Source organism: Citrobacter sp. RHBSTW-00859 (genome assembly GCF_013729795.1).
Lineage (GTDB): Bacteria > Pseudomonadota > Gammaproteobacteria > Enterobacterales > Enterobacteriaceae > Citrobacter > Citrobacter braakii.
In genome coordinates this window covers 1,266,936-1,290,809 of record NZ_CP056284.1, presented here as the reverse complement: position 1 = coordinate 1,290,809, position 23,874 = coordinate 1,266,936, and the positions used below count along the sequence as shown (strand labels likewise).

General features: G+C 51.1%; 20 protein-coding genes, 1 tRNA gene, 3 rRNA genes and 1 other annotated feature. Of the genes, 9 read left to right on the top strand and 15 right to left on the bottom strand.

Annotated elements, in window-relative coordinates; genetic code table 11:
• Positions 1 to 68 precede the first annotated feature (68 nt).
• On the top strand, positions 69 to 365 hold the full coding sequence (locus HV302_RS06350) for a YfiM family lipoprotein (RefSeq protein WP_442780526.1): 297 nt from the start codon (positions 69 to 71) through the stop codon (positions 363 to 365).
• Here HV302_RS06350 and HV302_RS06345 read toward each other — a convergent pair.
• From HV302_RS06345 to rluD, 8 genes are all read right to left on the bottom strand, one after another.
• Positions 362 to 1,660 carry an MFS transporter gene (locus HV302_RS06345; RefSeq protein WP_181627061.1) on the bottom strand — a complete coding sequence of 433 codons (1,299 nt, stop codon included), beginning with the start codon at positions 1,658 to 1,660 and terminating at the stop codon, positions 362 to 364. The genes HV302_RS06350 and HV302_RS06345 overlap by 4 nt on opposite strands.
• A gap of 285 nt (positions 1,661 to 1,945) precedes the next feature.
• Positions 1,946 to 2,061, bottom strand: a 5S ribosomal RNA gene (gene rrf, locus HV302_RS06340).
• A gap of 94 nt (positions 2,062 to 2,155) precedes the next feature.
• Positions 2,156 to 5,062, bottom strand: a 23S ribosomal RNA gene (locus HV302_RS06335).
• Positions 5,063 to 5,282: 220 nt separating this feature from the next.
• A tRNA-Glu gene (locus HV302_RS06330) sits at positions 5,283 to 5,358 on the bottom strand.
• An 85-nt stretch (positions 5,359 to 5,443) separates the two neighbouring features.
• A 16S ribosomal RNA gene (locus HV302_RS06325) occupies positions 5,444 to 6,985 on the bottom strand.
• The 16S, 23S and 5S rRNA genes sit together here with 1 tRNA gene alongside, the layout of an rRNA operon.
• A gap of 416 nt (positions 6,986 to 7,401) precedes the next feature.
• Positions 7,402 to 9,975, bottom strand: coding sequence for an ATP-dependent chaperone ClpB (gene clpB, locus HV302_RS06320; RefSeq protein WP_016154061.1), 2,574 nt, complete (start codon positions 9,973 to 9,975; stop codon positions 7,402 to 7,404).
• 129 nt (positions 9,976 to 10,104) lie between these two features.
• Positions 10,105 to 10,836, bottom strand: coding sequence for a purine nucleoside phosphorylase YfiH (yfiH, locus tag HV302_RS06315; protein ID WP_181627060.1), 732 nt, complete (start codon positions 10,834 to 10,836; stop codon positions 10,105 to 10,107).
• Complete coding sequence (gene rluD / locus HV302_RS06310; protein WP_016154063.1) at positions 10,833 to 11,813, bottom strand: 23S rRNA pseudouridine(1911/1915/1917) synthase RluD; 981 nt, start codon at positions 11,811 to 11,813, stop codon at positions 10,833 to 10,835. Before rluD ends, yfiH begins: the two co-directional genes overlap by 4 nt.
• Before the next feature lie 131 nt (positions 11,814 to 11,944).
• Here rluD and bamD point away from each other — a divergent pair, with 131 nt between their 5' ends.
• From bamD to pheA, 4 genes are all read left to right on the top strand, one after another.
• Positions 11,945 to 12,682 (top strand): outer membrane protein assembly factor BamD, encoded by a 738-nt coding sequence (bamD, locus tag HV302_RS06305; RefSeq protein ID WP_016154064.1) that lies wholly within the window; start codon positions 11,945 to 11,947, stop codon positions 12,680 to 12,682.
• 268 nt (positions 12,683 to 12,950) lie between these two features.
• Positions 12,951 to 13,289: a ribosome-associated translation inhibitor RaiA gene (gene raiA, locus HV302_RS06300; protein WP_003031244.1), complete on the top strand. Its 339-nt coding sequence runs from the start codon at positions 12,951 to 12,953 to the stop codon at positions 13,287 to 13,289.
• A 102-nt stretch (positions 13,290 to 13,391) separates the two neighbouring features.
• Positions 13,392 to 13,517: a sequence feature (Phe leader region), on the top strand.
• Positions 13,393 to 13,440 (top strand): pheA operon leader peptide PheL, encoded by a 48-nt coding sequence (gene pheL, locus HV302_RS06295; protein ID WP_100250063.1) that lies wholly within the window; start codon positions 13,393 to 13,395, stop codon positions 13,438 to 13,440. Its footprint overlaps the feature before it by 48 nt.
• 22 nt (positions 13,518 to 13,539) lie before the next feature.
• Positions 13,540 to 14,700, top strand: a complete 1,161-nt coding sequence (gene pheA, locus HV302_RS06290; protein ID WP_016154065.1) for a bifunctional chorismate mutase/prephenate dehydratase — start codon at positions 13,540 to 13,542, stop codon at positions 14,698 to 14,700.
• A 101-nt stretch (positions 14,701 to 14,801) separates the two neighbouring features.
• Here the strand turns inward: pheA and tyrA are convergent, their stop codons facing one another.
• Entirely contained in the window at positions 14,802 to 15,923 is a 1,122-nt protein-coding gene (gene tyrA / locus HV302_RS06285) for a bifunctional chorismate mutase/prephenate dehydrogenase (RefSeq protein WP_181627059.1), read from the bottom strand.
• Positions 15,924 to 15,933: 10 nt separating this feature from the next.
• Positions 15,934 to 17,004, bottom strand: coding sequence for a 3-deoxy-7-phosphoheptulonate synthase AroF (aroF, locus tag HV302_RS06280; RefSeq protein ID WP_181627058.1), 1,071 nt, complete (start codon positions 17,002 to 17,004; stop codon positions 15,934 to 15,936).
• A 215-nt stretch (positions 17,005 to 17,219) separates the two neighbouring features.
• On the opposite strand from aroF, the gene HV302_RS06275 reads away from it, so the two are divergent.
• The 4 genes from HV302_RS06275 (at position 17,220) to HV302_RS06260 (ending at position 19,983) form a co-directional block, all read left to right on the top strand.
• Positions 17,220 to 17,594, top strand: coding sequence for a DUF2799 domain-containing protein (locus HV302_RS06275; RefSeq protein ID WP_016157184.1), 375 nt, complete (start codon positions 17,220 to 17,222; stop codon positions 17,592 to 17,594).
• Positions 17,595 to 17,752: 158 nt separating this feature from the next.
• Positions 17,753 to 18,271: a YfiR family protein gene (locus HV302_RS06270; protein ID WP_016157185.1), complete on the top strand. Its 519-nt coding sequence runs from the start codon at positions 17,753 to 17,755 to the stop codon at positions 18,269 to 18,271.
• Complete coding sequence (dgcN, locus tag HV302_RS06265; protein ID WP_047414892.1) at positions 18,264 to 19,490, top strand: diguanylate cyclase DgcN; 1,227 nt, start codon at positions 18,264 to 18,266, stop codon at positions 19,488 to 19,490. The genes HV302_RS06270 and dgcN overlap by 8 nt, the downstream gene beginning before the upstream one ends.
• Before the next feature lie 10 nt (positions 19,491 to 19,500).
• Positions 19,501 to 19,983, top strand: a complete 483-nt coding sequence (locus HV302_RS06260) for an OmpA family protein (protein ID WP_016154071.1) — start codon at positions 19,501 to 19,503, stop codon at positions 19,981 to 19,983.
• A gap of 127 nt (positions 19,984 to 20,110) precedes the next feature.
• Here HV302_RS06260 and rplS read toward each other — a convergent pair whose 3' ends face one another.
• From rplS to ffh, 5 genes are all read right to left on the bottom strand, one after another.
• Positions 20,111 to 20,458, bottom strand: coding sequence for a 50S ribosomal protein L19 (gene rplS, locus HV302_RS06255; protein ID WP_002914145.1), 348 nt, complete (start codon positions 20,456 to 20,458; stop codon positions 20,111 to 20,113).
• A 41-nt stretch (positions 20,459 to 20,499) separates the two neighbouring features.
• A complete protein-coding gene (gene trmD / locus HV302_RS06250) occupies positions 20,500 to 21,267 on the bottom strand; it encodes a tRNA (guanosine(37)-N1)-methyltransferase TrmD (RefSeq protein ID WP_016157187.1) in 768 nt (255 codons plus the stop codon).
• A gap of 44 nt (positions 21,268 to 21,311) precedes the next feature.
• Complete coding sequence (rimM, locus tag HV302_RS06245; protein ID WP_003031230.1) at positions 21,312 to 21,860, bottom strand: ribosome maturation factor RimM; 549 nt, start codon at positions 21,858 to 21,860, stop codon at positions 21,312 to 21,314.
• An 18-nt stretch (positions 21,861 to 21,878) separates the two neighbouring features.
• Positions 21,879 to 22,127, bottom strand: coding sequence for a 30S ribosomal protein S16 (rpsP, locus tag HV302_RS06240; RefSeq protein ID WP_003031228.1), 249 nt, complete (start codon positions 22,125 to 22,127; stop codon positions 21,879 to 21,881).
• 253 nt (positions 22,128 to 22,380) lie between these two features.
• Positions 22,381 to 23,742 (bottom strand): signal recognition particle protein, encoded by a 1,362-nt coding sequence (gene ffh / locus HV302_RS06235; RefSeq protein ID WP_003031226.1) that lies wholly within the window; start codon positions 23,740 to 23,742, stop codon positions 22,381 to 22,383.
• Positions 23,743 to 23,874: the final 132 nt, after the last annotated feature.

Here is a 23,874-nt window from a genome sequence, read left to right as displayed (position 1 = left end):
AGACCCCGTCCAGTGACGGGGTTTTTCCTATGGAGGCAACGGTGCGCTTGTTTATTCTTTTCAGTATCATGGCCATTTCTGGCTGCAGCCACATGGCAAACGACCGCTGGAGCGGACAAGACAAGGCTCAACACTTTATCGCCTCCGCTATGCTCTCCGCAGCTGGAAACGAATATGCTCAACATCAGGGCAACAGCCGCGATCGCAGCGCGGCTATCGGCCTGATGTTCTCTGTCAGCCTGGGCGCATCAAAAGAGTTATGGGACAGCCGTCCCGCTGGGAGCGGCTGGAGCTGGAAAGACTTCGCCTGGGATGTTGCAGGTGCGTCTACCGGCTATGCGGTCTGGCAACTGGCACATCACTAGAGGCGCAGACCTTTCCCCTTCCCATGCAGCATCAGCGATACCAAAAATGCGACTATTGCCAGTACTGTAACGTACCAGAAGAATGTTGTTTCCATACCGACAGACTTCAGGGATAACGCAACATATTCGGCTGAGCCACCAAACAGAGCATTGGCCACCGCATAAGATAATCCAACCCCCAGAGCGCGCACCTGTGCCGGGAACATCTTGGCCTTCAGAATACCGCTGATTGACGTATAGAAACTCACAATCAGCAAGGCACACATCACCAGAGCAAACGCCATATACGGGGACGTCACGCTTTGCAACGCTGTCAGAATGGGGACGGTGAAAATCGCGGCCAACGCGCCAAAACACAGCATTGAAGTACGTCGGCCAATTTTATCTGACAAGGCACCGAACAACGGTTGCACCAGCATAAACACACACAGTGCCGCCGTCATAATCCCACTGGCTACATTGGCATGCATACCGGCAGTGTTAACCAGGTACTTCTGCATGTAGGTTGTGAACGTGTAAAAACACAGCGAGCCAGCAGCGGTAAAGCCAAGCACCATGATGAAGGCTTTGCGATTACGCCACAGACCTTTCAGAGAGCCAGCTTCTTTCAGCGCGCGAACGTCCTGTTTCGAGGTTTCATCCAACTGTCGACGCAGCCATAACGCAACAATAGCCAGTACGGCGCCCAACGCAAATGGAATACGCCAACCCCACGATCTCAGCGCTGAGTCTTCTAACGTTTGCTGTAATATGACCACAACCAGCAGTGCCAGTAACTGCCCGCCGATTAACGTCACGTACTGGAAGGAAGCATAAAAACCTTTCTTACCTTCAACTGCTACTTCACTCATATAGGTAGCGCTGGTCCCGTATTCACCACCCACAGACAGCCCCTGAAATAACCTAGCCAGCAGCAATAGAGCAGGAGCCCAGGTACCGATGGTTTCATATCCCGGAAGACAAGCGATCACCAGCGATCCCATACACATCATACAAACTGATAGCAGCATCGACTTTTTACGCCCGTGCTTATCCGCGATGCGACCAAACAGCCAGCCGCCAATCGGTCGCATCAGAAAGCCTGCAGCAAAAACTCCGGCTGTTTGTAAGAGTTGCGTAGTGGTGTTTCCTGATGGAAAAAAGATATGAGCAAAATAGAGAGAGCAGAAAGAATAGATATAGAAATCAAACCATTCGACCAGATTCCCTGATGATGCTCCGACAATCGCCCATATACGACGCCGAGTATCGCCGTCTGCCAGCGCCCCGTTCTCAGTTACACTGCTATCAGCCATTAGAATTGTACCCCTGCCAACGATTGCATTAATTTATCAATGGTGGTTGTGTCTTTTTTGGTGATGTAAATGTTATATAATTGTTATAAGTTATTATGAGAGAAAGATCACGGTTTTCATTAGCAGAGAAAGGATTCAGATATGTTCGAGAAAGAGAAAAATCGGTTTGAAATAGAGTGGGCTTTTATGGGCTGGATAAAATGGTTCGCTGCATCCGGCAGTTCTGACTGCCCTGCAGACGCAAAAAAGCCCATCCGGCAGGATGGGCTTCTTCACTTGTTTGATGCCTGGCAGTTCCCTACTCTCGCATGGGGAGACCCCACACTACCATCGGCGCTACGGCGTTTCACTTCTGAGTTCGGCATGGGGTCAGGTGGGACCACCGCGCTACAGCCGCCAGGCAAATTCTGTTTATCAACACGCTTTTCGCATGTCGATGTCATCTGTAATCAAGCTGAATTTCGTGTCTCTTCGCCAAAACACCTTCGGCGTTGTAAGGTTAAGCCTCACGGTTCATTAGTATCGGTTAGCTCAACGTATCGCTACGCTTACACACCCGACCTATCAACGTCGTCGTCTTCAACGTTCCTTCAGGACCCTTAAAGGGTCAGGGAGAACTCATCTCGGGGCAAGTTTCGTGCTTAGATGCTTTCAGCACTTATCTCTTCCGCATTTAGCTACCGGGCAATGCCATTGGCATGACAACCCGAACACCAGTGATGCGTCCACTCCGGTCCTCTCGTACTAGGAGCAGCCCCCCTCAATTCTCCAGCGCCCACGGCAGATAGGGACCGAACTGTCTCACGACGTTCTAAACCCAGCTCGCGTACCACTTTAAATGGCGAACAGCCATACCCTTGGGACCTACTTCAGCCCCAGGATGTGATGAGCCGACATCGAGGTGCCAAACACCGCCGTCGATATGAACTCTTGGGCGGTATCAGCCTGTTATCCCCGGAGTACCTTTTATCCGTTGAGCGATGGCCCTTCCATTCAGAACCACCGGATCACTAAGACCTGCTTTCGCACCTGCTCGAGCCGTCACTCTCGCAGTCAAGCTAGCTTATGCCTTTGCACTAACCTCCTGATGTCCGACCAGGATTAGCTAACCTTCGTGCTCCTCCGTTACTCTTTAGGAGGAGACCGCCCCAGTCAAACTACCCACCAGACACTGTCCGCAACCCGGATCACGGGTCTACGTTAGAACACCAGCCATTAAAGGGTGGTATTTCAAGGTTGGCTCCATGCAGACTGGCGTCCACACTTCAAAGCCTCCCACCTATCCTACACATCAAGGACCAGTGTTCAGTGTCAAGCTATAGTAAAGGTTCACGGGGTCTTTCCGTCTTGCCGCGGGTACACTGCATCTTCACAGCGAGTTCAATTTCACTGAGTCTCGGGTGGAGACAGCCTGGCCATCATTACGCCATTCGTGCAGGTCGGAACTTACCCGACAAGGAATTTCGCTACCTTAGGACCGTTATAGTTACGGCCGCCGTTTACCGGGGCTTCGATCAAGAGCTTCTCCTTACGGATAACCCCATCAATTAACCTTCCGGCACCGGGCAGGCGTCACACCGTATACGTCCACTTTCGTGTTTGCACAGTGCTGTGTTTTTAATAAACAGTTGCAGCCAGCTGGTATCTTCGACTGATTTCAGCTCCATGAGTAAATCACTTCACCTACATATCAGCGTGCCTTCTCCCGAAGTTACGGCACCATTTTGCCTAGTTCCTTCACCCGAGTTCTCTCAAGCGCCTTGGTATTCTCTACCTGACCACCTGTGTCGGTTTGGGGTACGATTTCGTGTTACCTGATGCTTAGAGGCTTTTCCTGGAAGCAGGGCATTTGTTACTTCAGCACCGTAGTGCCTCGTCATCACACCTCAGCGTTAACAAGACTCCGGATTTACCTGGAATCTCCGCCTACATGCTTAAACCGGGACAACCGTCGCCCGGCTAACATAGCCTTCTCCGTCCCCCCTTCGCAGTAACACCAAGTACAGGAATATTAACCTGTTTCCCATCGACTACGCCTTTCGGCCTCGCCTTAGGGGTCGACTCACCCTGCCCCGATTAACGTTGGACAGGAACCCTTGGTCTTCCGGCGTGCGGGTTTTTCACCCGCATTATCGTTACTTATGTCAGCATTCGCACTTCTGATACCTCCAGCAACCCTCACAGGCCACCTTCAACGGCTTACAGAACGCTCCCCTACCCAACAACACATAGTGTCGCTGCCGCAGCTTCGGTGCATGGTTTAGCCCCGTTACATCTTCCGCGCAGGCCGACTCGACCAGTGAGCTATTACGCTTTCTTTAAATGATGGCTGCTTCTAAGCCAACATCCTGGCTGTCTGTGCCTTCCCACATCGTTTCCCACTTAACCATGACTTTGGGACCTTAGCTGGCGGTCTGGGTTGTTTCCCTCTTCACGACGGACGTTAGCACCCGCCGTGTGTCTCCCGTGATAACATTCTTCGGTATTCGCAGTTTGCATCGGGTTGGTAAGTCGGGATGACCCCCTAGCCGAAACAGTGCTCTACCCCCGAAGATGAATTCACGAGGCGCTACCTAAATAGCTTTCGGGGAGAACCAGCTATCTCCCGGTTTGATTGGCCTTTCACCCCCAGCCACAAGTCATCCGCTAATTTTTCAACATTAGTCGGTTCGGTCCTCCAGTTAGTGTTACCCAACCTTCAACCTGCCCATGGCTAGATCACCGGGTTTCGGGTCTATACCCTGCAACTTAACGCCCAGTTAAGACTCGGTTTCCCTTCGGCTCCCCTATTCGGTTAACCTTGCTACAGAATATAAGTCGCTGACCCATTATACAAAAGGTACGCAGTCACCCCATAAAGAGGCTCCCACTGCTTGTACGTACACGGTTTCAGGTTCTTTTTCACTCCCCTCGCCGGGGTTCTTTTCGCCTTTCCCTCACGGTACTGGTTCACTATCGGTCAGTCAGGAGTATTTAGCCTTGGAGGATGGTCCCCCCATATTCAGACAGGATACCACGTGTCCCGCCCTACTCTTCGAGTTCACAACACATGCACTTTTGTGTACGGGACTATCACCCTGTACCGTCGGACTTTCCAGACCGTTCCACTACCACACATGCTGATTCAGACTCTGGGCTGCTCCCCGTTCGCTCGCCGCTACTGGGGGAATCTCGGTTGATTTCTTTTCCTCGGGGTACTTAGATGTTTCAGTTCCCCCGGTTCGCTTCATTACGCTATGTATTCACGTAATGATAGTGTGACGAATCACACTGGGTTTCCCCATTCGGAAATCGCCGGTTATAACGGTTCATATCACCTTACCGACGCTTATCGCAGATTAGCACGTCCTTCATCGCCTCTGACTGCCAGGGCATCCACCGTGTACGCTTAGTCGCTTAACCTCACAACCCGAAGATGTTTCGTAAAACACTTCAGTATTGCGAAAATTTGAGAGACTCGGACACACCGCTTTTCATTTCTTGTTTACGGAGAAATGAAACAGTGTGTCGTTTCAATTTTCAGCTTGATCCAGATTTTTAAAGAGCAAATATCTCAAACGAGACTCGAAAGTCTGTTTTGAGATACTTCGGTCGGCGACTTTCACTCACACATACCAGCAAGTGGCGTCCCCTAGGGGATTCGAACCCCTGTTACCGCCGTGAAAGGGCGGTGTCCTGGGCCTCTAGACGAAGGGGACACTGAAGTCTCAATCGCAAGACGCCTTGCTATTTACTTTTCATCAGACAATCTGTGTGAGCACTACAAAGAACGTTTCTTTAAGGTAAGGAGGTGATCCAACCGCAGGTTCCCCTACGGTTACCTTGTTACGACTTCACCCCAGTCATGAATCACAAAGTGGTAAGCGCCCTCCCGAAGGTTAAGCTACCTACTTCTTTTGCAACCCACTCCCATGGTGTGACGGGCGGTGTGTACAAGGCCCGGGAACGTATTCACCGTGGCATTCTGATCCACGATTACTAGCGATTCCGACTTCATGGAGTCGAGTTGCAGACTCCAATCCGGACTACGACATACTTTATGAGGTCCGCTTGCTCTCGCGAGGTCGCTTCTCTTTGTATATGCCATTGTAGCACGTGTGTAGCCCTACTCGTAAGGGCCATGATGACTTGACGTCATCCCCACCTTCCTCCAGTTTATCACTGGCAGTCTCCTTTGAGTTCCCGACCGAATCGCTGGCAACAAAGGATAAGGGTTGCGCTCGTTGCGGGACTTAACCCAACATTTCACAACACGAGCTGACGACAGCCATGCAGCACCTGTCTCAGAGTTCCCGAAGGCACCAAAGCATCTCTGCTAAGTTCTCTGGATGTCAAGAGTAGGTAAGGTTCTTCGCGTTGCATCGAATTAAACCACATGCTCCACCGCTTGTGCGGGCCCCCGTCAATTCATTTGAGTTTTAACCTTGCGGCCGTACTCCCCAGGCGGTCGACTTAACGCGTTAGCTCCGGAAGCCACGCCTCAAGGGCACAACCTCCAAGTCGACATCGTTTACGGCGTGGACTACCAGGGTATCTAATCCTGTTTGCTCCCCACGCTTTCGCACCTGAGCGTCAGTCTTTGTCCAGGGGGCCGCCTTCGCCACCGGTATTCCTCCAGATCTCTACGCATTTCACCGCTACACCTGGAATTCTACCCCCCTCTACAAGACTCTAGCCTGCCAGTTTCGGATGCAGTTCCCAGGTTGAGCCCGGGGATTTCACATCCGACTTGACAGACCGCCTGCGTGCGCTTTACGCCCAGTAATTCCGATTAACGCTTGCACCCTCCGTATTACCGCGGCTGCTGGCACGGAGTTAGCCGGTGCTTCTTCTGCGAGTAACGTCAATTGCTGCGGTTATTAACCACAACACCTTCCTCCTCGCTGAAAGTACTTTACAACCCGAAGGCCTTCTTCATACACGCGGCATGGCTGCATCAGGCTTGCGCCCATTGTGCAATATTCCCCACTGCTGCCTCCCGTAGGAGTCTGGACCGTGTCTCAGTTCCAGTGTGGCTGGTCATCCTCTCAGACCAGCTAGGGATCGTCGCCTAGGTGAGCCGTTACCCCACCTACTAGCTAATCCCATCTGGGCACATCCGATGGCAAGAGGCCCGAAGGTCCCCCTCTTTGGTCTTGCGACGTTATGCGGTATTAGCTACCGTTTCCAGTAGTTATCCCCCTCCATCGGGCAGTTTCCCAGACATTACTCACCCGTCCGCCACTCGTCACCCAAGGAGCAAGCTCCTCTGTGCTACCGTTCGACTTGCATGTGTTAGGCCTGCCGCCAGCGTTCAATCTGAGCCATGATCAAACTCTTCAATTTAAGTTTGATGCTCGTGAATTAAACTTCGTAATGAATTACGTGTTCACTCAGAGACTTGGTATTCATTTTTCGTCTTGCGACGTTAAGAATCCGTATCTTCGAGTGCCCACACAGATTGTCTGATAAATTGTTAAAGAACAGTGCCGCTTCGCTTTTTCTCAGCGGCGCGGGGTGTGCATATTACGCCATCCCGCTACAGAGTCAAGCGTTTATTTTCGCCTTTCTCCGCTGACCCGGCGGTTTGTAATCCGTTGTTCCGTGTCAGTGGAGGCGCATTATAGGGAGTTATTTCAGACTGACAAGTTAAAAATACAAAAAACTTATCAAGCGGCTACTTTTCAACCGTTACATTGCTTTTCGCTTTGTTTTTAAACAAAAACGAGCCCCGCAGGGCTCGTTTATTGTCGTTTTGTGACTTACTGCACTGCCACAATGCGATCGTCATTCACTTCCAGCCGAATCGTTTTGCCTGGAATCAGCTCACCAGACAGAATTTGCTGCGCCAGCGGATTTTCGATCTGTTGCTGGATAGCACGTTTGAGTGGACGTGCGCCATACACCGGATCGTAACCATTCGCACTCAGCAGTTTAAGCGCCTCGTCAGAGATATGGATTTCATAGCCACGCTCTTCCAGACGTTTATACAGACGTTGCAGTTGGATCTGTGCAATAGAAGCAATGTGCTGCTCACCCAACGGATGGAATACAACAACTTCATCTATACGGTTGATGAATTCCGGGCGGAAATTATGGCTTACGACGCCAAGGACCATATCCTTCATGTGGCCGTAGTCCAGCTCGCCGAAGCGTTCCTGAATCAGATCGGACCCCAGGTTCGAGGTCATGATGACAACCGTATTACGGAAGTCGACCGTTCTCCCCTGCCCGTCAGTCAGACGACCATCGTCAAGCACCTGCAACAGAATATTGAACACATCCGGGTGCGCTTTCTCCACTTCATCCAGCAGGATGACAGAGTAAGGACGACGACGTACCGCTTCTGTCAGATATCCACCTTCTTCATAGCCGACATATCCCGGAGGCGCCCCGACCAGACGAGACACCGAGTGTTTCTCCATAAACTCGGACATATCGATACGCACCATGGCATCATCACTGTCGAACATAAAGTTTGCCAGCGCTTTGCACAGTTCAGTTTTACCGACACCGGTTGGGCCGAGGAACAAGAATGAACCAATCGGGCGATTTGGATCGGACAAGCCAGCACGGCTACGACGGATAGCGTTAGAAACGGCTTCCACCGCTTCGTTCTGGCCAATCACGCGGCTGTGCAACTGCTGCTCCATACGCAACAGTTTTTCCCGTTCGCCTTCCAGCATGCGAGCAACCGGGATCCCGGTCCAGCGCGCCAGCACTTCTGCAATTTCTGCATCCGTGACTTTATTACGCAGCAGACGCATGGTTTTGCCTTCAGACTGGGTGGCTGCTTCCAGCTGTTTTTCCAGTTCAGGAATTTTGCCGTACTGCAGTTCAGACATCCGCGCCAGGTCGCCGACACGACGCGCCTGTTCGATAGCGATTTTCGCCTGCTCCAGCTCAGCCTTGATAGTTTGCGTTCCCGAAAGGGATGCTTTTTCAGCTTTCCACTCTTCTTCTAATTCAGAATACTGGCGCTCTTTATCGTCCAGCTCTTCGTTGAGCATATCGAGACGTTTTTTACTCGCCTCATCAGACTCTTTCATTAATGCCTGCTGTTCCAGTTTGAGCTGGATAATACGGCGGTCGAGTCTGTCGAGTTCCTCCGGCTTGGAGTCAATCTGCATACGAATGCTGGATGCCGCCTCATCGATAAGGTCGATAGCTTTGTCCGGCAACTGACGATCGGCAATATAGCGGTGAGACAGCGTAGCTGCCGCAACAATCGCCGGGTCAGTGATCTGCACATGGTGGTGCAGCTCATAACGTTCTTTCAGGCCACGCAGAATCGCGATGGTGTCTTCTACTGAAGGTTCGGCTACAAATACTTTCTGGAAACGACGTTCCAGTGCCGCATCTTTTTCGATGTACTGGCGATATTCATCAAGCGTTGTTGCGCCTACACAGTGCAGTTCCCCGCGTGCCAGCGCAGGTTTCAGCATGTTCCCGGCGTCCATTGCGCCATCGGCTTTACCCGCCCCAACCATAGTATGCAGCTCATCAATAAACAGGATGACATTGCCTTCCTGTTTCGAGAGATCGTTCAGCACGCCTTTTAAGCGTTCTTCAAACTCACCACGATATTTGGCCCCAGCCACCAGCGCGCCCATATCCAGCGCCAGCACACGGCGACCTTTTAAGCCTTCCGGCACTTCACCATTGATAATTCGTTGGGCCAGCCCTTCAACGATAGCCGTTTTACCGACGCCTGGTTCGCCGATTAACACCGGGTTATTTTTAGTACGCCGCTGCAGTACCTGAATAGTACGGCGAATTTCTTCATCACGGCCGATGACCGGATCGAGTTTGCCCTGCTCGGCACGTTCGGTCAGGTCGACGGTATATTTTTTCAAGGCCTGACGTTGGTCTTCAGCCCCCTGGTCATTCACGCTTTCACCTCCACGCATTTGTTCAATTGCCTGAGTGATATTCGCGGTCGTCGCACCTGCTGATTTTAGTAAATCGGTCAGCGTACCGCGTGACTCAAGCGCCGCCAGTACGAACAGTTCTGACGAAATAAAGTTATCCCCACGTTTTTGCGCCAGCTTGTCGCAAAGATTCAGTACACGCACCAGATCCTGAGAAGGCTGCACATCACCGCCGGTACCTTCTACCTGCGGCAACCGGCTCAACGCCTGGTCAATGGCTGTACGTAACTGGCCAGCATTAATGCCAGCAGACGTTAATAAAGGACGTACCGATCCCCCTTCCTGATTCAGCAAGGCGCTCATTAGATGAAGTGGTTCGATGAATTGATTGTCGTGCCCCAATGCGAGTGACTGGGCATCGGCAAGAGCAAGCTGGAATTTATTAGTAAGACGATCCAGACGCATAACTCCTCCCATAACAGGTCAAAATTGCTACTGGAGATTAAATGAGGTCATCCCTCAATTATTCAAGGTGAATGACCTGAATTATGTGAAAAGAAAATTACACGTACCGGATCGTCTTGATTCTTTAGGTTATATCAGCCAAATAAAACTTGCCATACGACCCGTGGTATTGTCGCGACGATAAGAGAAGAACGTCTCACTTTCGCTGAAGGTGCAACGGTCGCCACCGTAGATGTTCTCTACTCCGATATTTGCCAGACGCTGACGCGCAAGCTGGTAAATATTCGCCAGATATTTATCACCATGCGGTATAAATGCGAGGTCCGCTTGCGGATCTTTCGCCATGAACGCTGCGCGAACTTCTGCTCCCACTTCAAACGCGTTCGGGCCAATCGCCGGGCCTAGCCAGGCAATAATGTTTTCAGGTTTGTCGGCAAAACACGCCACCGTCTCTTCCAGCACGCCTGCGCATAATCCGCGCCAACCCGCATGTGCCGCCGCGACTTCCGTTCCAGCGTGATTGCAAAACAGCACCGGCAGACAGTCGGCCGTCATCACTGCACACACGGTGCCCGGCGTATTGCTGTAAGAAGCATCCGCACGTTTGGAGGCGTAAGGCTCGCCGGTCAGTTTCAGGACATCCTTACCGTGGACCTGCTCCAGCCAGACTGGCTTTGACGGCAGATTGCCCGCAGCAAACAGCCGCTTGCGGTTCTCTTCAACATGCTCCGGGTTGTCGCCGCAATGGGCGCCCAGATTCAGCGAATCATAAGGCGGCATGCTAACACCGCCAATACGGGTAGAACTACACGCCACAACACCTTGCGGTATCGGCCACTGCGGCACAATTAGCTTACTCATAGCCAGGCAATATCATCCTTATGTTCTTCGAAATCAGCGCGCATCACTTCAATCAATTGCACCATATCTTGTGGAATCGGTGCGTGCCATTCCATTTCGATACCTGAAATTGGGTGATATAAACGCAGCATAGTCGCGTGCAGCGCCTGACGATCGAACTTACGCAGAACGGAGATAAATTCGTCAGAAGCGCCTTTCGGGGGACGCGGACGACCGCCGTAGACCTGATCGCCCACCAGCGGATGGGTGATATGCGCCATGTGCACGCGGATCTGGTGCGTACGTCCGGTTTCCAGACGCAGGCGCAGACGCGTGTGCACACGGAAGTGTTCCATAATGCGATAGTGCGTCACCGCCGGTTTCCCCATCGGGTGTACCGCCATGTGCGTACGCTTGGTCGGGTGGCGGCTAATCGGTTCCTCAACGGTTCCGCCTGCCGTCATATGACCAATCGCCACGGCTTCGTACTCACGGGTAATTTCACGCAGCTGCAGCGACTCCACCAGACGCGTTTGCGCCGGAACGGTTTTTGCCACCACCATTAATCCGGTCGTGTCTTTATCCAGACGGTGCACGATACCAGCACGTGGAACATCCGCGATTGGCGGGTAGTAATGCAGTAATGCATTCAATACCGTGCCATCAGGATTACCGGCGCCCGGATGCACTACGAGGTCACGGGGTTTGTTGATGACAAGAATATCGTCATCTTCATAAACGATATCCAGTGGGATATCCTGAGGTTCAAAACGAACCTCTTCATCAATTTCTGCAGTGATGGAGACGCGCTCTCCACCCAACACTTTTTCTTTCGGTTTATCGCAAAGATTGCCATTTACCAGTACGCGCTGGTCAAGGATCCATTCTTTTATGCGCGATCGCGAATAATCAGGGAACAATTCGGCCAAAGCCTGATCTAAGCGTTGACCGAGCTGATTTTCGGAGACTGTTGCGGTGAGTTCTACTCGTTGTGCCATAAACTGCTTCTTCGTTTAACGTTGGGTTTTACGGCTTTGCCGTTTAATATAGTGTGCTATTGTAGCTGGTCTTAACCGGGAGCAGGAACAGAGAATCTCCCGTAAAACATTTTGAGGAAAGTCAAAACGTCATGACGCGCATGAAATATCTGGTGGCAGCAGCCACGTTGAGCCTGTTTTTGGCGGGTTGCTCTGGTTCAAAGGAAGAGGTGCCCGATAATCCGCCAAATGAAATCTACGCGACTGCTCAGCAAAAGCTGCAGGACGGTAACTGGAAACAGGCAATAACGCAATTAGAAGCGTTGGATAACCGTTATCCATTTGGACCGTATTCTCAGCAGGTGCAATTAGATCTCATCTACGCCTACTACAAAAACGCCGATCTGCCACTTGCTCAGGCTGCCATCGATCGTTTTATTCGTCTTAACCCGACACACCCTAACATTGATTATGTCATGTATATGCGTGGCCTGACCAATATGGCGTTGGATGATAGCGCACTGCAAGGATTCTTTGGTGTTGATCGCAGCGATCGCGATCCGCAACATGCCCGAGCTGCGTTTAATGACTTTTCCAAACTGGTACGTGGCTATCCGAACAGCCAGTACACCACTGACGCCACCAAACGTCTGGTATTCCTGAAAGACCGTCTGGCGAAGTATGAATATTCCGTTGTGGAATACTACACTGCCCGCGGTGCATGGGTTGCCGTGGTAAACCGTGTGGAAGGCATGCTGCGCGACTTCCCGGATACCCAGGCAACACGCAATGCCCTGCCGTTGATGGAAAATGCTTATCGCCAGATGCAGATGAATGCGCAGGCAGAAAAAGTAGCGAAAATCATTGCCGCTAATAGCAGCAATACCTGATTTATCTCAGAATGCAAACGGCAGCCCAAAGGCTGCCGTTTTTTTATCCGTAAACGTCACAACTGAAGCGGTTTAGCTGCAACGCATCTCATCAAATATGGCCTGCTTTCAGGTATTCCTCAAGTAAAAAATCGCTTGTTCCTGCGGTGCCTCACAAAAAGGTTTTCTTGACAAAAAGCGACAAAAAAATGTGATTAATATCACACATTTTGACATTAGGAACGGTATGCTGGAATCACCAAGACGGGAAAGACAAGAGGTAAAATTTATGACAATGAACATTACCAGTAAACAAATGGAAATTACTCCGGCAATTCGCCAGCATGTCGCAGACCGTCTCGCCAAACTCGAAAAATGGCAAACTCATCTGATTAATCCACATATCATTCTGTCTAAGGAGCCGCAGGGTTTCATTGCTGATGCCACCATCAATACACCGAACGGACATCTGGTCGCCAGCGCAAAACACGAGGATATGTACACCGCAATTAACGATTTGATCAACAAGCTGGAACGGCAGCTCAATAAAGTGCAGCACAAAGGCGAAGCCCGTCGTGCAACAACTTCAGTCAAAGACGCCAACTTCGTCGAAGCAGAAGAAGAGTAGTCCCTTACATTGAGTGTATCGCCAACGCGCCTCCGGGCGCGTTTTTTGTTGACAGGGTGAAAACAGTACGGGTACTTTACTGACGTAGCCAAAGGAAAATTACATGAAACTTGTCCCGTTCTTCTTCGCATTCTTTTTTACCTTCCCCTGAATGGGAGGCGTTTCGTCGTGTGATAAAGAATGCGAAGACGAACAATAAGGCCTCCCACAACGGGGGGCCTTTTTTATTGATAACAAGAAAGGCAACACTATGACATCGGAAAACCCATTGCTGGCGCTGCGCGATAAGATCAGCACGCTGGATGAAAAATTACTGGCCCTGCTGGCTGAGCGACGTGGACTGGCCGTAGAAGTTGGCAAAGCTAAGCTCCTTTCACATCGTCCAGTTCGTGATATCGACCGTGAGCGCGATCTGTTGGACCGACTGATTCAGCTTGGCAAAGCACATCATCTTGATGCTCACTACATCACTCGCCTGTTCCAGCTCATAATCGAAGACTCCGTCCTGACTCAGCAGGCACTGCTCCAGCAGCATCTGAACAAAATTAACCCGCACTCAGCACGCGTTGCTTTCCTTGGGCCAAAAGGGTCATATTCTCATCTTGCCGCACGTCAGTATGCTGCCCGCCATTTTGAACAATTTATAGAAAGCGGCTGCGCGAAATTTGCCGATATCTTTAATCAGGTCGAAACCGGACAAGCTGACTACGCAGTGGTTCCGATTGAAAACACCAGTTCCGGTGGGATTAACGACGTTTACGACCTGCTACAGCACACCAGCCTGTCTATCGTTGGCGAGATGACTATCACGATTGACCACTGCCTACTGGTGTCCGGCACGACAGATCTCGAGACCATTGAAACGGTATATAGCCATCCGCAGCCATTCCAGCAGTGCAGCAAATTCCTGAGTCGTTACCCGCACTGGAAGATTGAGTACACCGAAAGCACCTCGGCGGCGATGGAAAAAGTTGCGCAGGCTAACTCACCGCGCGTGGCGGCTCTGGGGAGCGAAGCCGGAGGCGTACTATACGGTTTGCAGGTTCTCGAGCATATCGAAGCTAATCAGACGCAAAACATCACCCGCTTCGTGGTACTGGCGCGCAAGGCAATCAATGTTTCCGATCAGGTGCCAGCAAAAACCACGTTGCTGATGGCGACAGGACAACAAGCCGGTGCGCTGGTAGAAGCTCTGCTGGTACTGCGCAACCATAATCTGATTATGACTAAACTGGAGTCACGCCCGATTCACGGCAATCCGTGGGAAGAAATGTTTTATCTTGATATCCAGGCCAACCTGGAATCACCCCAGATGCAAAAAGCATTGAAGGAGTTAGGTGAGATTACGCGCTCGATGAAAGTACTTGGCTGCTATCCAAGTGAGAATGTGGTGCCGGTCGATCCAAGCTAACGTTTGACAATGCCGGATGGCGCTACGCTTCTCCGGCATTCTATTTAGCCGATCCTTGTATGACTGATACAACGCATCAGCGTTGCCATCAAGCATCGTATTTATTGGCGACTATCGTTAGCCTGGCGCAACAAAGTACGGCTTTCATTCTGGAAGCGTTTCGCATAATCACCAAACCATTGCTCCACCTTACGGAAGCTGTCGATGAACGCTTGCTTATCGCCCTGCTCCAGTAAACCGATCGCCTCACCAAAACGTTGGTAGTAGCGTTTGATCAGCGCAAGGTTACTCTCAGACGACATAATGATATCGGCATAGAGCTGCGGATCCTGGGCAAACAGACGTCCGACCATCGCCAGTTCAAGGCGATAAATCGGCGAAGAGAGTGCCAGTAACTGCTCTAGTTGAACATTCTCTTCCGCTAAATGCAGACCGTAAGCAAAGGTCGCAAAGTGACGCAATGCCTGAATAAATGCCATGTTCTGGTCGTGTTCCACAGCACTGATCCGATGCAGTCGCGCACCCCACACCTGAATCTGTTCCAGAAACCACTGATAGGCTTCCGGCTGACGTCCGTCACACCAGACGACGACCTGCTTTGCCAGACTGCCGCTGTCCGGGCCAAACATAGGGTGTAATCCCACCACCGGGCCGTCGTGCGCCGCCAGCATCGCCTGCAAAGGACCATTTTTCACCGAAGCCAGATCCACCAGGATGCAGTCGGACGGCAGACGCGGTAATTTGGCGATCACCTGCTCAGTGACGTGGATCGGCACGCTGACGATCACCATGCCCGCATCAGAGACGATCTCCGGCGCACGATCCCAGTCCTGCTGTTCCAGGATCCGTACCTGATAACCTGACAGGGTGAGCATTTTTTCGAACAGACGTCCCATCTGACCGCCGCCGCCGACAATCACCACCGGTCGCAGAGAAGGACAAAGCGTTTTAAATCCTTTGTCGTTCTCACTGGAGTAAGACTCGCGCATAACCCGGCGCAGCACATCTTCAATCAGGTCCGGCGGCACGCCAAGGGCTTCCGCTTCCGCCCGGCGGGAGGCCAGCATAGAGGCTTCCCGTTCCGGCACGTAGATAGGCAGCCCAAAGCGGCTTTTTACTTCACCGACTTCGGCCACCAGCTCCAGGCGACGTGCCAGTAAACCCAGCAGCGCCTTGTCGACTTCATCAATTTGATCGCGTAATGCGGTCAATTCAGCAACCATAACCAACCTCTTATGCTACACGCGCCGACAGCTGGCCGTTTAAATCCTGGCTAATTTCACGCAGTAGCGCATCCGTCATTTCCCAGCTAATGCAGGCATCAGTTACAGACACGCCGTATTTCATTTTGCTACGCGGCTGTTCAGAAGACTGGTTGCCTTCGTGAATATTACTTTCAATCATCAAGCCAATGATCGAGCGATTGCCATCTTTGATTTGTGCAATCACGGATTCAGCCACGGCAGGCTGGCGGCGGTAATCTTTATTGGAGTTACCATGACTGCAATCTACCATCAGAGAAGGTCGTAGTCCCGCCTGCTCCATCTCTTTTTCGCACTGGGCGACATCTGCCGGGCTGTAGTTCGGCGCTTTACCACCGCGCAGGATCACGTGACCGTCCGGGTTACCCTGAGTTTGCAGCAGTGCAACCTGTCCAGCCTGGTTAATACCAACAAAGCGGTGCGACTGTGCCGCCGCGCGCATCGCGTTAATGGCGGTCGCCAGGCTACCGTCAGTACCGTTCTTAAAGCCGACCGGCATCGAAAGACCGGAAGCCATTTCGCGGTGAGTCTGCGATTCCGTGGTACGCGCACCGATTGCAGACCAGCTAAACAGATCGCCCAGGTATTGCGGGCTATTGGGATCCAGCGCTTCAGTTGCCAGCGGTAGTCCCATATTCACCAGTTCAAGCAGCAGCTGACGCGCAATTTTCAGGCCGGCTTCAACATCAAAAGAGCCATCCATATGAGGATCGTTAATTAACCCTTTCCAGCCGACGGTGGTACGGGGTTTTTCAAAATAGACACGCATCACCAGGTAGAGGCTATCGCTGACCTCTGCGGCAAGGGCTTTAAACCGACGAGCGTACTCAATAGCCATTTCAGGATCGTGAATGGAACACGGGCCACATACCACCAGCAGGCGCGGATCGCGACCAGAGATAATATCTGAAATGGTTTTACGCGACTGGGAGATTTGCGCTTCTTGCGCCTGGCTCAGCGGGAATTCAGCTTTCAGCTGCTCCGGAGTCATCAGAACCTGTTCGTCGGTAATATGTACGTTGTTCAGCGCGTCTTTTTGCATGGTGGTGATCCTGTTTAGCTCGTTTGCGATAGTTGGTCCTCAGCGAGGAGGTGATAACGATAACACAACAGGTAAAGATTTCAATCCACAAACCGTAAATTTTAATTTACAGAATGCAATTTAATGACAAACCAAGCCCTCCACTGTGTACATTAAAATTTACATCACCCGATATATAGATCCACTATGCTTAAAAAAACGAGGGAGTACAGGCAATGAAGCAACTCATCAGCACCCTATTTCTATTACTTCTTAGCGGATGTCAGATAGATCCTTATACCCACGCCCCCACATGGACGGGAACCGCCTGGTACGACGCCGGAATACAAGATGCCATTTCGGGGTATGCCGTTAAAGATAATGAAACTCTTGCCGACAACTACAATGACCCCGAAGTCGATCGTACGGAATATCTTAAGGGTTATGCCGAGGGACAACGTAAAATCTGCCAGCCGGATTTTGTTTACGCCAGAGGTTTGACCGGGAAAACCTTTCCCCCAAGTTGTGATACGGTCGAAAATATTGACCAGTTACACAGTGCCTGGCAAAAAGGAGCAAACGAAGGTGCCACCTCAATAAGATTAAATTAAACAATAGCTTATATTTTATAAATTACTAAGATTTAACTTAAATCACCAATGGCTTTCCACCTGGCATAATGACGGCTTAGGAAAATAATGTTATTTTGTCCTAAATAATCTTGAATGTATTTCGACGTTTTACGGCAAACGCTGGTAGGTAACTATTCATGAGCTATTCTTACCGACTCATACTTCTACTGGCACTGCTCCTGACCGGATTACCGCTGTACGCCCAAAGCGTTACGGAAGAAGCAAAATCTGTACGCGCTATGGTTTCCGGCATCGTCAGTTATACGCGCTGGCCTGCACTGTCCGGCCCCCCCAAATTGTGTATTTTCTCTTCATCGCGTTTTTCCAGTGTCCTGGGAGATACCAGTGCCGGAGCATTACCCTATCTTCCCGTCATCATTCGTACGGAACAAGAAATATTAGTTTCGCAGTGTGATGGCTTTTATTTTGGAAAAGAATCCCCTACTTATCAGGTGGAATTAAAGAATAAATATCCGTCTAAGGCATTGCTATTAATTGCCGAACAGAACCCCGAATGCGTTATTGGCAGCGCCTTTTGCCTCATAATTAAAGATGAAGATGTGAGATTTTCCGTAAATATGGATTCCCTTTCACGCAGTGGCGTAAGGGTCAGTCCGGACGTATTAATGCTTGCACGGAATCAGAAGCATGGATAAGGGCCATTCTCCCATAACACGCCCGACGTTTAAGCGGACATTACGGCGTATCAGCATAATCAGCGTTCTGGTAACTATGACGCTGATCTGGCTGCTGCTCAGCATTTCTTCGGTGCTGGCATTGAGACAGTATGCGCAAAAGAACCTGGATCTGACCGCTGCAACCATGACCCGCACACTTGAAGCAGCATTAGTTTTTTCTGATGGCGTCGCGGCCACTGAAACGCTGGCAGCACTGGGCCAGCAGGGGCAATTTTCCGTTGCAGAAGTTCGTAATAAAAACCAGAAGGTGATCGCCACCTGGCGCTATAACGCGCAGGATACCACTGAAAAAATCAGCGGACTTATCAGCCACTGGCTGTTCCCACAACCGGTCACTCAACCTATTTTGCATAATGGCAACGTCATCGGCGAAGTACGATTGACTGCGCGCGATAGCGTTATCAGCCATTTCATCTATTTGTCGCTGGCCGTCCTTACCGGGTGCATTCTGTTGGCCTCTGGCATTGCATTAATGCTCACTCGTTATTTACATAATGGCGTCGTGGAAGCCCTGCAAAATATAACCGAGGTGGTACATGATGTTCGTACCAACCGTAACTTTTCACGGCGCGTTTCAGAAGAGCGCATTGAAGAGTTTCACCTTTTTGCCCAGGATTTTAATAGTCTGCTGGACGAGATGGAGGAGTGGCAACTTAAACTGCAGGCAAAGAACGCCCAGCTTTTGCGTACGGCGCTACACGATCCGCTGACCGGACTGGCGAATCGCGCCGCATTTCGCAGCAGCATTAACGCCCTGATGAATGACCATGCCGCCCACAGCAGCTCCGCACTGTTATTCCTTGATGGTGATAATTTTAAATTTATTAATGATACCTGGGGCCACGCAGCGGGGGATCGGGTCCTGATTGAAGTTGCAAACAGGCTGTCCGAGTTTGGTGGTAATCGACATCACCCCTACAGACTTGGCGGCGATGAGTTCGCTATGGTGCTGTACAGCGTTCACTCTGAATACGAAGTTCAGCGGATCTGCGCGGCACTGTCACACGAGTTTAACCGACCTTTTGACCTGCATAACGGTCATCAGGCAAGCATGACACTCAGCATTGGTTTTGCGCTGACGTGGGAACATGCCTCTGCCGAGAAATTACAAGAACTTGCCGATAAAAATATGTATCAGGCCAAAAATTTGCGTTCTGAACGCATTATTAAAAAATAAGGACTTACACATGCTAAAACGTCTATCATCCCCGTTTCTTCTGCTTTTACTGATTTTGGCAGGCTGTCAGGCACCTCAGGGAAAATTTACCCCGGAGCAAATTGCAGCCATGAAATCGTACGGATTTACCGAAGCTTCCGGAGACTGGTCTCTTGGTCTGTCTGACAACATCCTGTTTGACAAAAATGACTATAAGCTCCGCCCTGAAAGTGAAAAGCAGATCCAGGAAATGGCATCCAAACTGGCAGCTACCGGGTTAAACCATGCGCGTATGGATGGTCATACCGATAACTACGGCGAAGACAGCTACAACGAAGCGCTGTCGCTCAAACGCGCGAATGTGGTTGCCGATGCGTGGGCACAGGGCGCCAACATTCCCCGCACTAATCTGACAACGCAGGGACTCGGGAAAAAATACCCGATCGCCAGTAATCAGACGTCAAAAGGTCGTGCTGAAAACCGCCGGGTTGCAGTCGTGATCGCTACGCCGTAAAAGTCCTCAACTGGCTGCGCGCCGCGCAGCCATCCAATTGCAATAAAACAAAAGAGTAAGGTCGGAATAAAAAAAGGGCCAGCCTTTCGGCCAGCCCTTTTCTAACAGGATGTCGCTTGCGCGAATCTTAGTTAAGACGCTCTTTGATACGAGCAGACTTACCAGTGCGCTCACGCAGGTAGTACAGTTTAGCTTTACGAACAGCACCACGACGTTTAACAGCAATGCTGTCAACTACCGGAGAGTGAGTCTGGAAGACACGCTCAACGCCTTCGCCGTTGGAAATTTTACGAACAGTGAATGCAGAGTGCAGACCGCGGTTACGAATAGCGATAACCACGCCCTCGAATGCCTGCAGACGTTTTTTGGAACCTTCAACAACCCATACTTTCACTTCCACGGTATCACCCGGACGGAAGGAAGGTACGTCCTGCTTCATCTGCTCTTGTTCAAGTTGCTTAATAATGTTGCTCATAATTTAATCTCTTATCCTGGGTAAACTGATATTTGGGGGTCTCAGACCAGCCCATCATGTTTATGCTGCTGTTGTGCGTGTTCCGTTTTGAACTCCGCCAGCAACCTTGCTTGCTCTTCAGTCAGAGCCAGGTTTTCCAGAAGTTCAGGTCTTCTAAGCCAGGTCCGGCCCAGCGACTGTTTTAAACGCCAGCGACGTATCTCAGCGTGGTTCCCCGACAGTAACACTGCCGGTACTTCCATCTGTTCTAACACTTCAGGTCGGGTATAGTGCGGGCAATCCAGCAACCCATCAGCAAACGAATCTTCGATTGCCGAAGCTTCATGACCCAGAACTCCCGGAATAAACCGAGAAACGGAGTCGATCAGCGTCATTGCTGGTAACTCACCACCGCTGAGAACGTAATCGCCGATTGACCATTCTTCGTCAATTTCGGTTTGAATCACGCGCTCATCTATTCCTTCATAGCGACCACACACCAGAATCAGCTTTTGATTCGTGGCCAGTTCGCTAACGCCCGCTTGATCAAGCTTGCGTCCCTGAGGTGACAGATAAATCACCTTTGCGCCTTCACCAGCCGCAGCTTTTGCTGCATGAATGGCGTCCCGTAAAGGTTGCACCATCATTAACATCCCCGGTCCGCCGCCGTAAGGACGATCGTCCACGGTACGGTGCCGGTCATGAGTAAAGTCACGAGGACTCCAGCTCTGGATGTTCAGCAGGCCATTTTTTACTGCCCGGCCAGTTACCCCGTAATCGGTAATTGCGCGGAACATTTCTGGAAACAGGCTAACGATACCTATAAACACAAGCCAATCCCCATAACGCCGACTTTTACCGTTTATCCGGTGGTTTAAAAACCAGGATCCCAATCTACTTCGATAGTACGAGTAGCGAGATCGACTTTCTTGATAACCTGCCCATCGAGGAACGGTACAAGACGTTCCTTGATACCAAACGCATCTTTCAGGTTTGCCTTAATGACAATGACGTCATTCGAACCGGTTTCCATCATATCGACGACTTTACCGAGATCGTAACCTTCAGTGGTCACTACCTGGCAGCCCATAAGGTCTTTCCAGTAGTAGGAACCATCTTCCAGCGCTGGCAACTGCGAGGAATCCACGACAATTTCGCAATTAGTCAGTAGATTCGCCGAATCACGATCGTCAACGCCTTTCAGCTTGATGATCAGATCCTGATTGTGGTGCTTCCAGCTTTCCAGCTGTACTTGCTGCCACTGACCCGCCTTCTGGATAAACCAAGGCTGATAGTCAAAAATGCTTTCGGCGTCTTCAGTGGAAGAAAACACTCTGAGCCAACCACGGATACCGTAAGAAGACCCCATTTTCCCCAAAACGATGGGTTCCACAGGAGCCTGCGCGGCGAGTTGCTTGCTCATCATGACCACCGTGACAGATTAAGCTGCTTTGTTTGCTGCTTTGATCAGCGTAGCTACGCGATCAGAAATAGTCGCGCCCTGGCCAACCCAGTGAGCGATGCGATCCAGATCCAGGCGAGTGCCTTCTTCTTTTTCGCTAGCGATTGGGTTAAAGAAGCCAACGCGCTCGATGAAGCGACCGTTGCGTGCATTACGGCTGTCGGTAACAACAACCTGGTAGAACGGACGCTTTTTAGCGCCGTGACGAGCTAAACGAATAGTAACCATAACATCCTCTTGTGTGAATAAAACACCCAGGCCCCATCGAGGAACGGAGCCCGGGTGTCATATTAAAAGCCCGAAAATTTTACTGATTTCTGGGAAAAAAGCAATCAACATGTGATGAGGCTTTATACCAGGGCGTTACCATTGCAGCCAGTTTGGCGTCGGTGTGCGCGCAGAAAGCGGAACGTACATGCAGTACGTGAGCATTTCGAGCCCACCCCGACGTCAAAAAGGCAAATTAGGTAGCCCGATATATTTATCTACCAGGGAAGCCTGGCGGCATCATACCCTTCATGCCACGCATCATCTTCGCCATACCGCCTTTCTTCATTTTCTTCATCATGCGCTGCATGTCGTCGAACTGTTTCAGAAGGCGGTTTACGTCCTGTACCTGCATACCGCAGCCGGCAGCAATACGGCGTTTACGGGAACCTTTGATGATTTCCGGCTTAGCGCGTTCTTTCATCGTCATCGAGTTGATGATGGCTTCCATACGCACCAGCACTTTATCGTCCATCTGCGATTTCACGTTGTCTGGGATCTGCCCCATGCCAGGCAGCTTGCCCATCAGGCTTGCCATGCCGCCCATGTTTTTCATCTGGTTGAGCTGCTCAAGGAAATCGTTGAGATCGAAGCCGTCGCCTTTTTTCAGCTTGCTGGCTAATTTCTCTGCCTGCGCGCGGTCGACCTTGCTTTCGATATCTTCGATCAGCGACAGCACGTCACCCATGCCGAGAATACGCGAAGCAATACGATCCGGGTGGAACGGCTCCAGCGCTTCGGTTTTCTCGCCAACGCCGAGGAATTTAATCGGCTTGCCGGTGATATGACGAATAGAGAGCGCCGCACCACCACGAGCATCACCATCAACTTTGGTCAGCACGACACCGGTTAACGGCAGCGCTTCGTTGAAGGCTTTTGCGGTATTCGCGGCATCCTGACCGGTCATGGCGTCGACCACAAACAGCGTTTCAACCGGCTTGATAGAAGCGTGGACCTGTTTGATTTCGTCCATCATCGCTTCATCAACGTGCAGGCGACCGGCGGTATCCACCAGCAGCACGTCGTAGAATTTGAGTTTGGCTTCTTTCAGCGCGGCGTTAACGATATCGACCGGCTTCTGGCCGACATCCGACGGGAAGAAGTCCACACCGACCTGCTCGGCCAGCGTTTCCAGCTGTTTTATCGCCGCCGGGCGATAAACGTCCGCGGAGACCACCAGCACTTTCTTCTTATGCTTCTCACGCAGGAATTTCCCCAGCTTACCGACGCTGGTCGTTTTACCCGCCCCCTGCAGACCAGCCATCAGCACAACGGCTGGCGGCTGTGCAGCCAGATTCAGGGTCTGGTTTTCTTCGCCCATTGCCGCAACCAGTTCGTTACGGACAATCTTGACGAACTCCTGACCCGGCGTCAGGCTTTTGTTAACTTCATGACCAACCGCTTTCTCTTTTACGCGATTGATAAACTCACGCACTACCGGCAGCGCTACGTCAGCCTCCAGCAGCGCCATGCGCACTTCGCGCAGCGTCTCTTTAACGTTGTCTTCAGTAAGGCGTCCACGGCCACTGATATTGCGCAGCGTGCGCGACAAACGATCGGTTAAATTATCAAACATTGTCTCTCGCCTGGGGTGGAAACGGTCGGTCGCGACAGCGACACATCAACAGAAATTTGTCGCAGTATAACATGAAGCCGCCTTTGTTGTTATGCAACGGTTGGAGCAGCGGTCACGTAACGCTATACTGCT

Bases quoted from the DNA above. Each gene is read 5' to 3' on its own strand.
- raiA (WP_003031244.1), top strand. From the start codon at position 12,951: ATGACAATGAACATTACCAGTAAACAAATGGAAATTACTCCGGCAATT.
- pheA (WP_016154065.1), top strand. From the start codon at position 13,540: ATGACATCGGAAAACCCATTGCTGGCGCTGCGCGATAAGATCAGCACG.
- rplS (WP_002914145.1), bottom strand. From the start codon at position 20,458: ATGAGCAACATTATTAAGCAACTTGAACAAGAGCAGATGAAGCAGGAC.
- HV302_RS06270 (WP_016157185.1), top strand. From the start codon at position 17,753: ATGAGCTATTCTTACCGACTCATACTTCTACTGGCACTGCTCCTGACC.
- rpsP (WP_003031228.1), bottom strand. From the start codon at position 22,127: ATGGTTACTATTCGTTTAGCTCGTCACGGCGCTAAAAAGCGTCCGTTC.
- HV302_RS06260 (WP_016154071.1), top strand. From the start codon at position 19,501: ATGCTAAAACGTCTATCATCCCCGTTTCTTCTGCTTTTACTGATTTTG.
- rimM (WP_003031230.1), bottom strand. From the start codon at position 21,860: ATGAGCAAGCAACTCGCCGCGCAGGCTCCTGTGGAACCCATCGTTTTG.
- aroF (WP_181627058.1), bottom strand. From the start codon at position 17,004: ATGCAAAAAGACGCGCTGAACAACGTACATATTACCGACGAACAGGTT.
- clpB (WP_016154061.1), bottom strand. From the start codon at position 9,975: ATGCGTCTGGATCGTCTTACTAATAAATTCCAGCTTGCTCTTGCCGAT.
- yfiH (WP_181627060.1), bottom strand. From the start codon at position 10,836: ATGAGTAAGCTAATTGTGCCGCAGTGGCCGATACCGCAAGGTGTTGTG.
- bamD (WP_016154064.1), top strand. From the start codon at position 11,945: ATGACGCGCATGAAATATCTGGTGGCAGCAGCCACGTTGAGCCTGTTT.
- HV302_RS06275 (WP_016157184.1), top strand. From the start codon at position 17,220: ATGAAGCAACTCATCAGCACCCTATTTCTATTACTTCTTAGCGGATGT.
- HV302_RS06350 (WP_442780526.1), top strand. From the start codon at position 69: ATGGCCATTTCTGGCTGCAGCCACATGGCAAACGACCGCTGGAGCGGA.
- ffh (WP_003031226.1), bottom strand. From the start codon at position 23,742: ATGTTTGATAATTTAACCGATCGTTTGTCGCGCACGCTGCGCAATATC.
- tyrA (WP_181627059.1), bottom strand. From the start codon at position 15,923: ATGGTTGCTGAATTGACCGCATTACGCGATCAAATTGATGAAGTCGAC.
- rluD (WP_016154063.1), bottom strand. From the start codon at position 11,813: ATGGCACAACGAGTAGAACTCACCGCAACAGTCTCCGAAAATCAGCTC.
- HV302_RS06345 (WP_181627061.1), bottom strand. From the start codon at position 1,660: ATGGCTGATAGCAGTGTAACTGAGAACGGGGCGCTGGCAGACGGCGAT.
- dgcN (WP_047414892.1), top strand. From the start codon at position 18,264: ATGGATAAGGGCCATTCTCCCATAACACGCCCGACGTTTAAGCGGACA.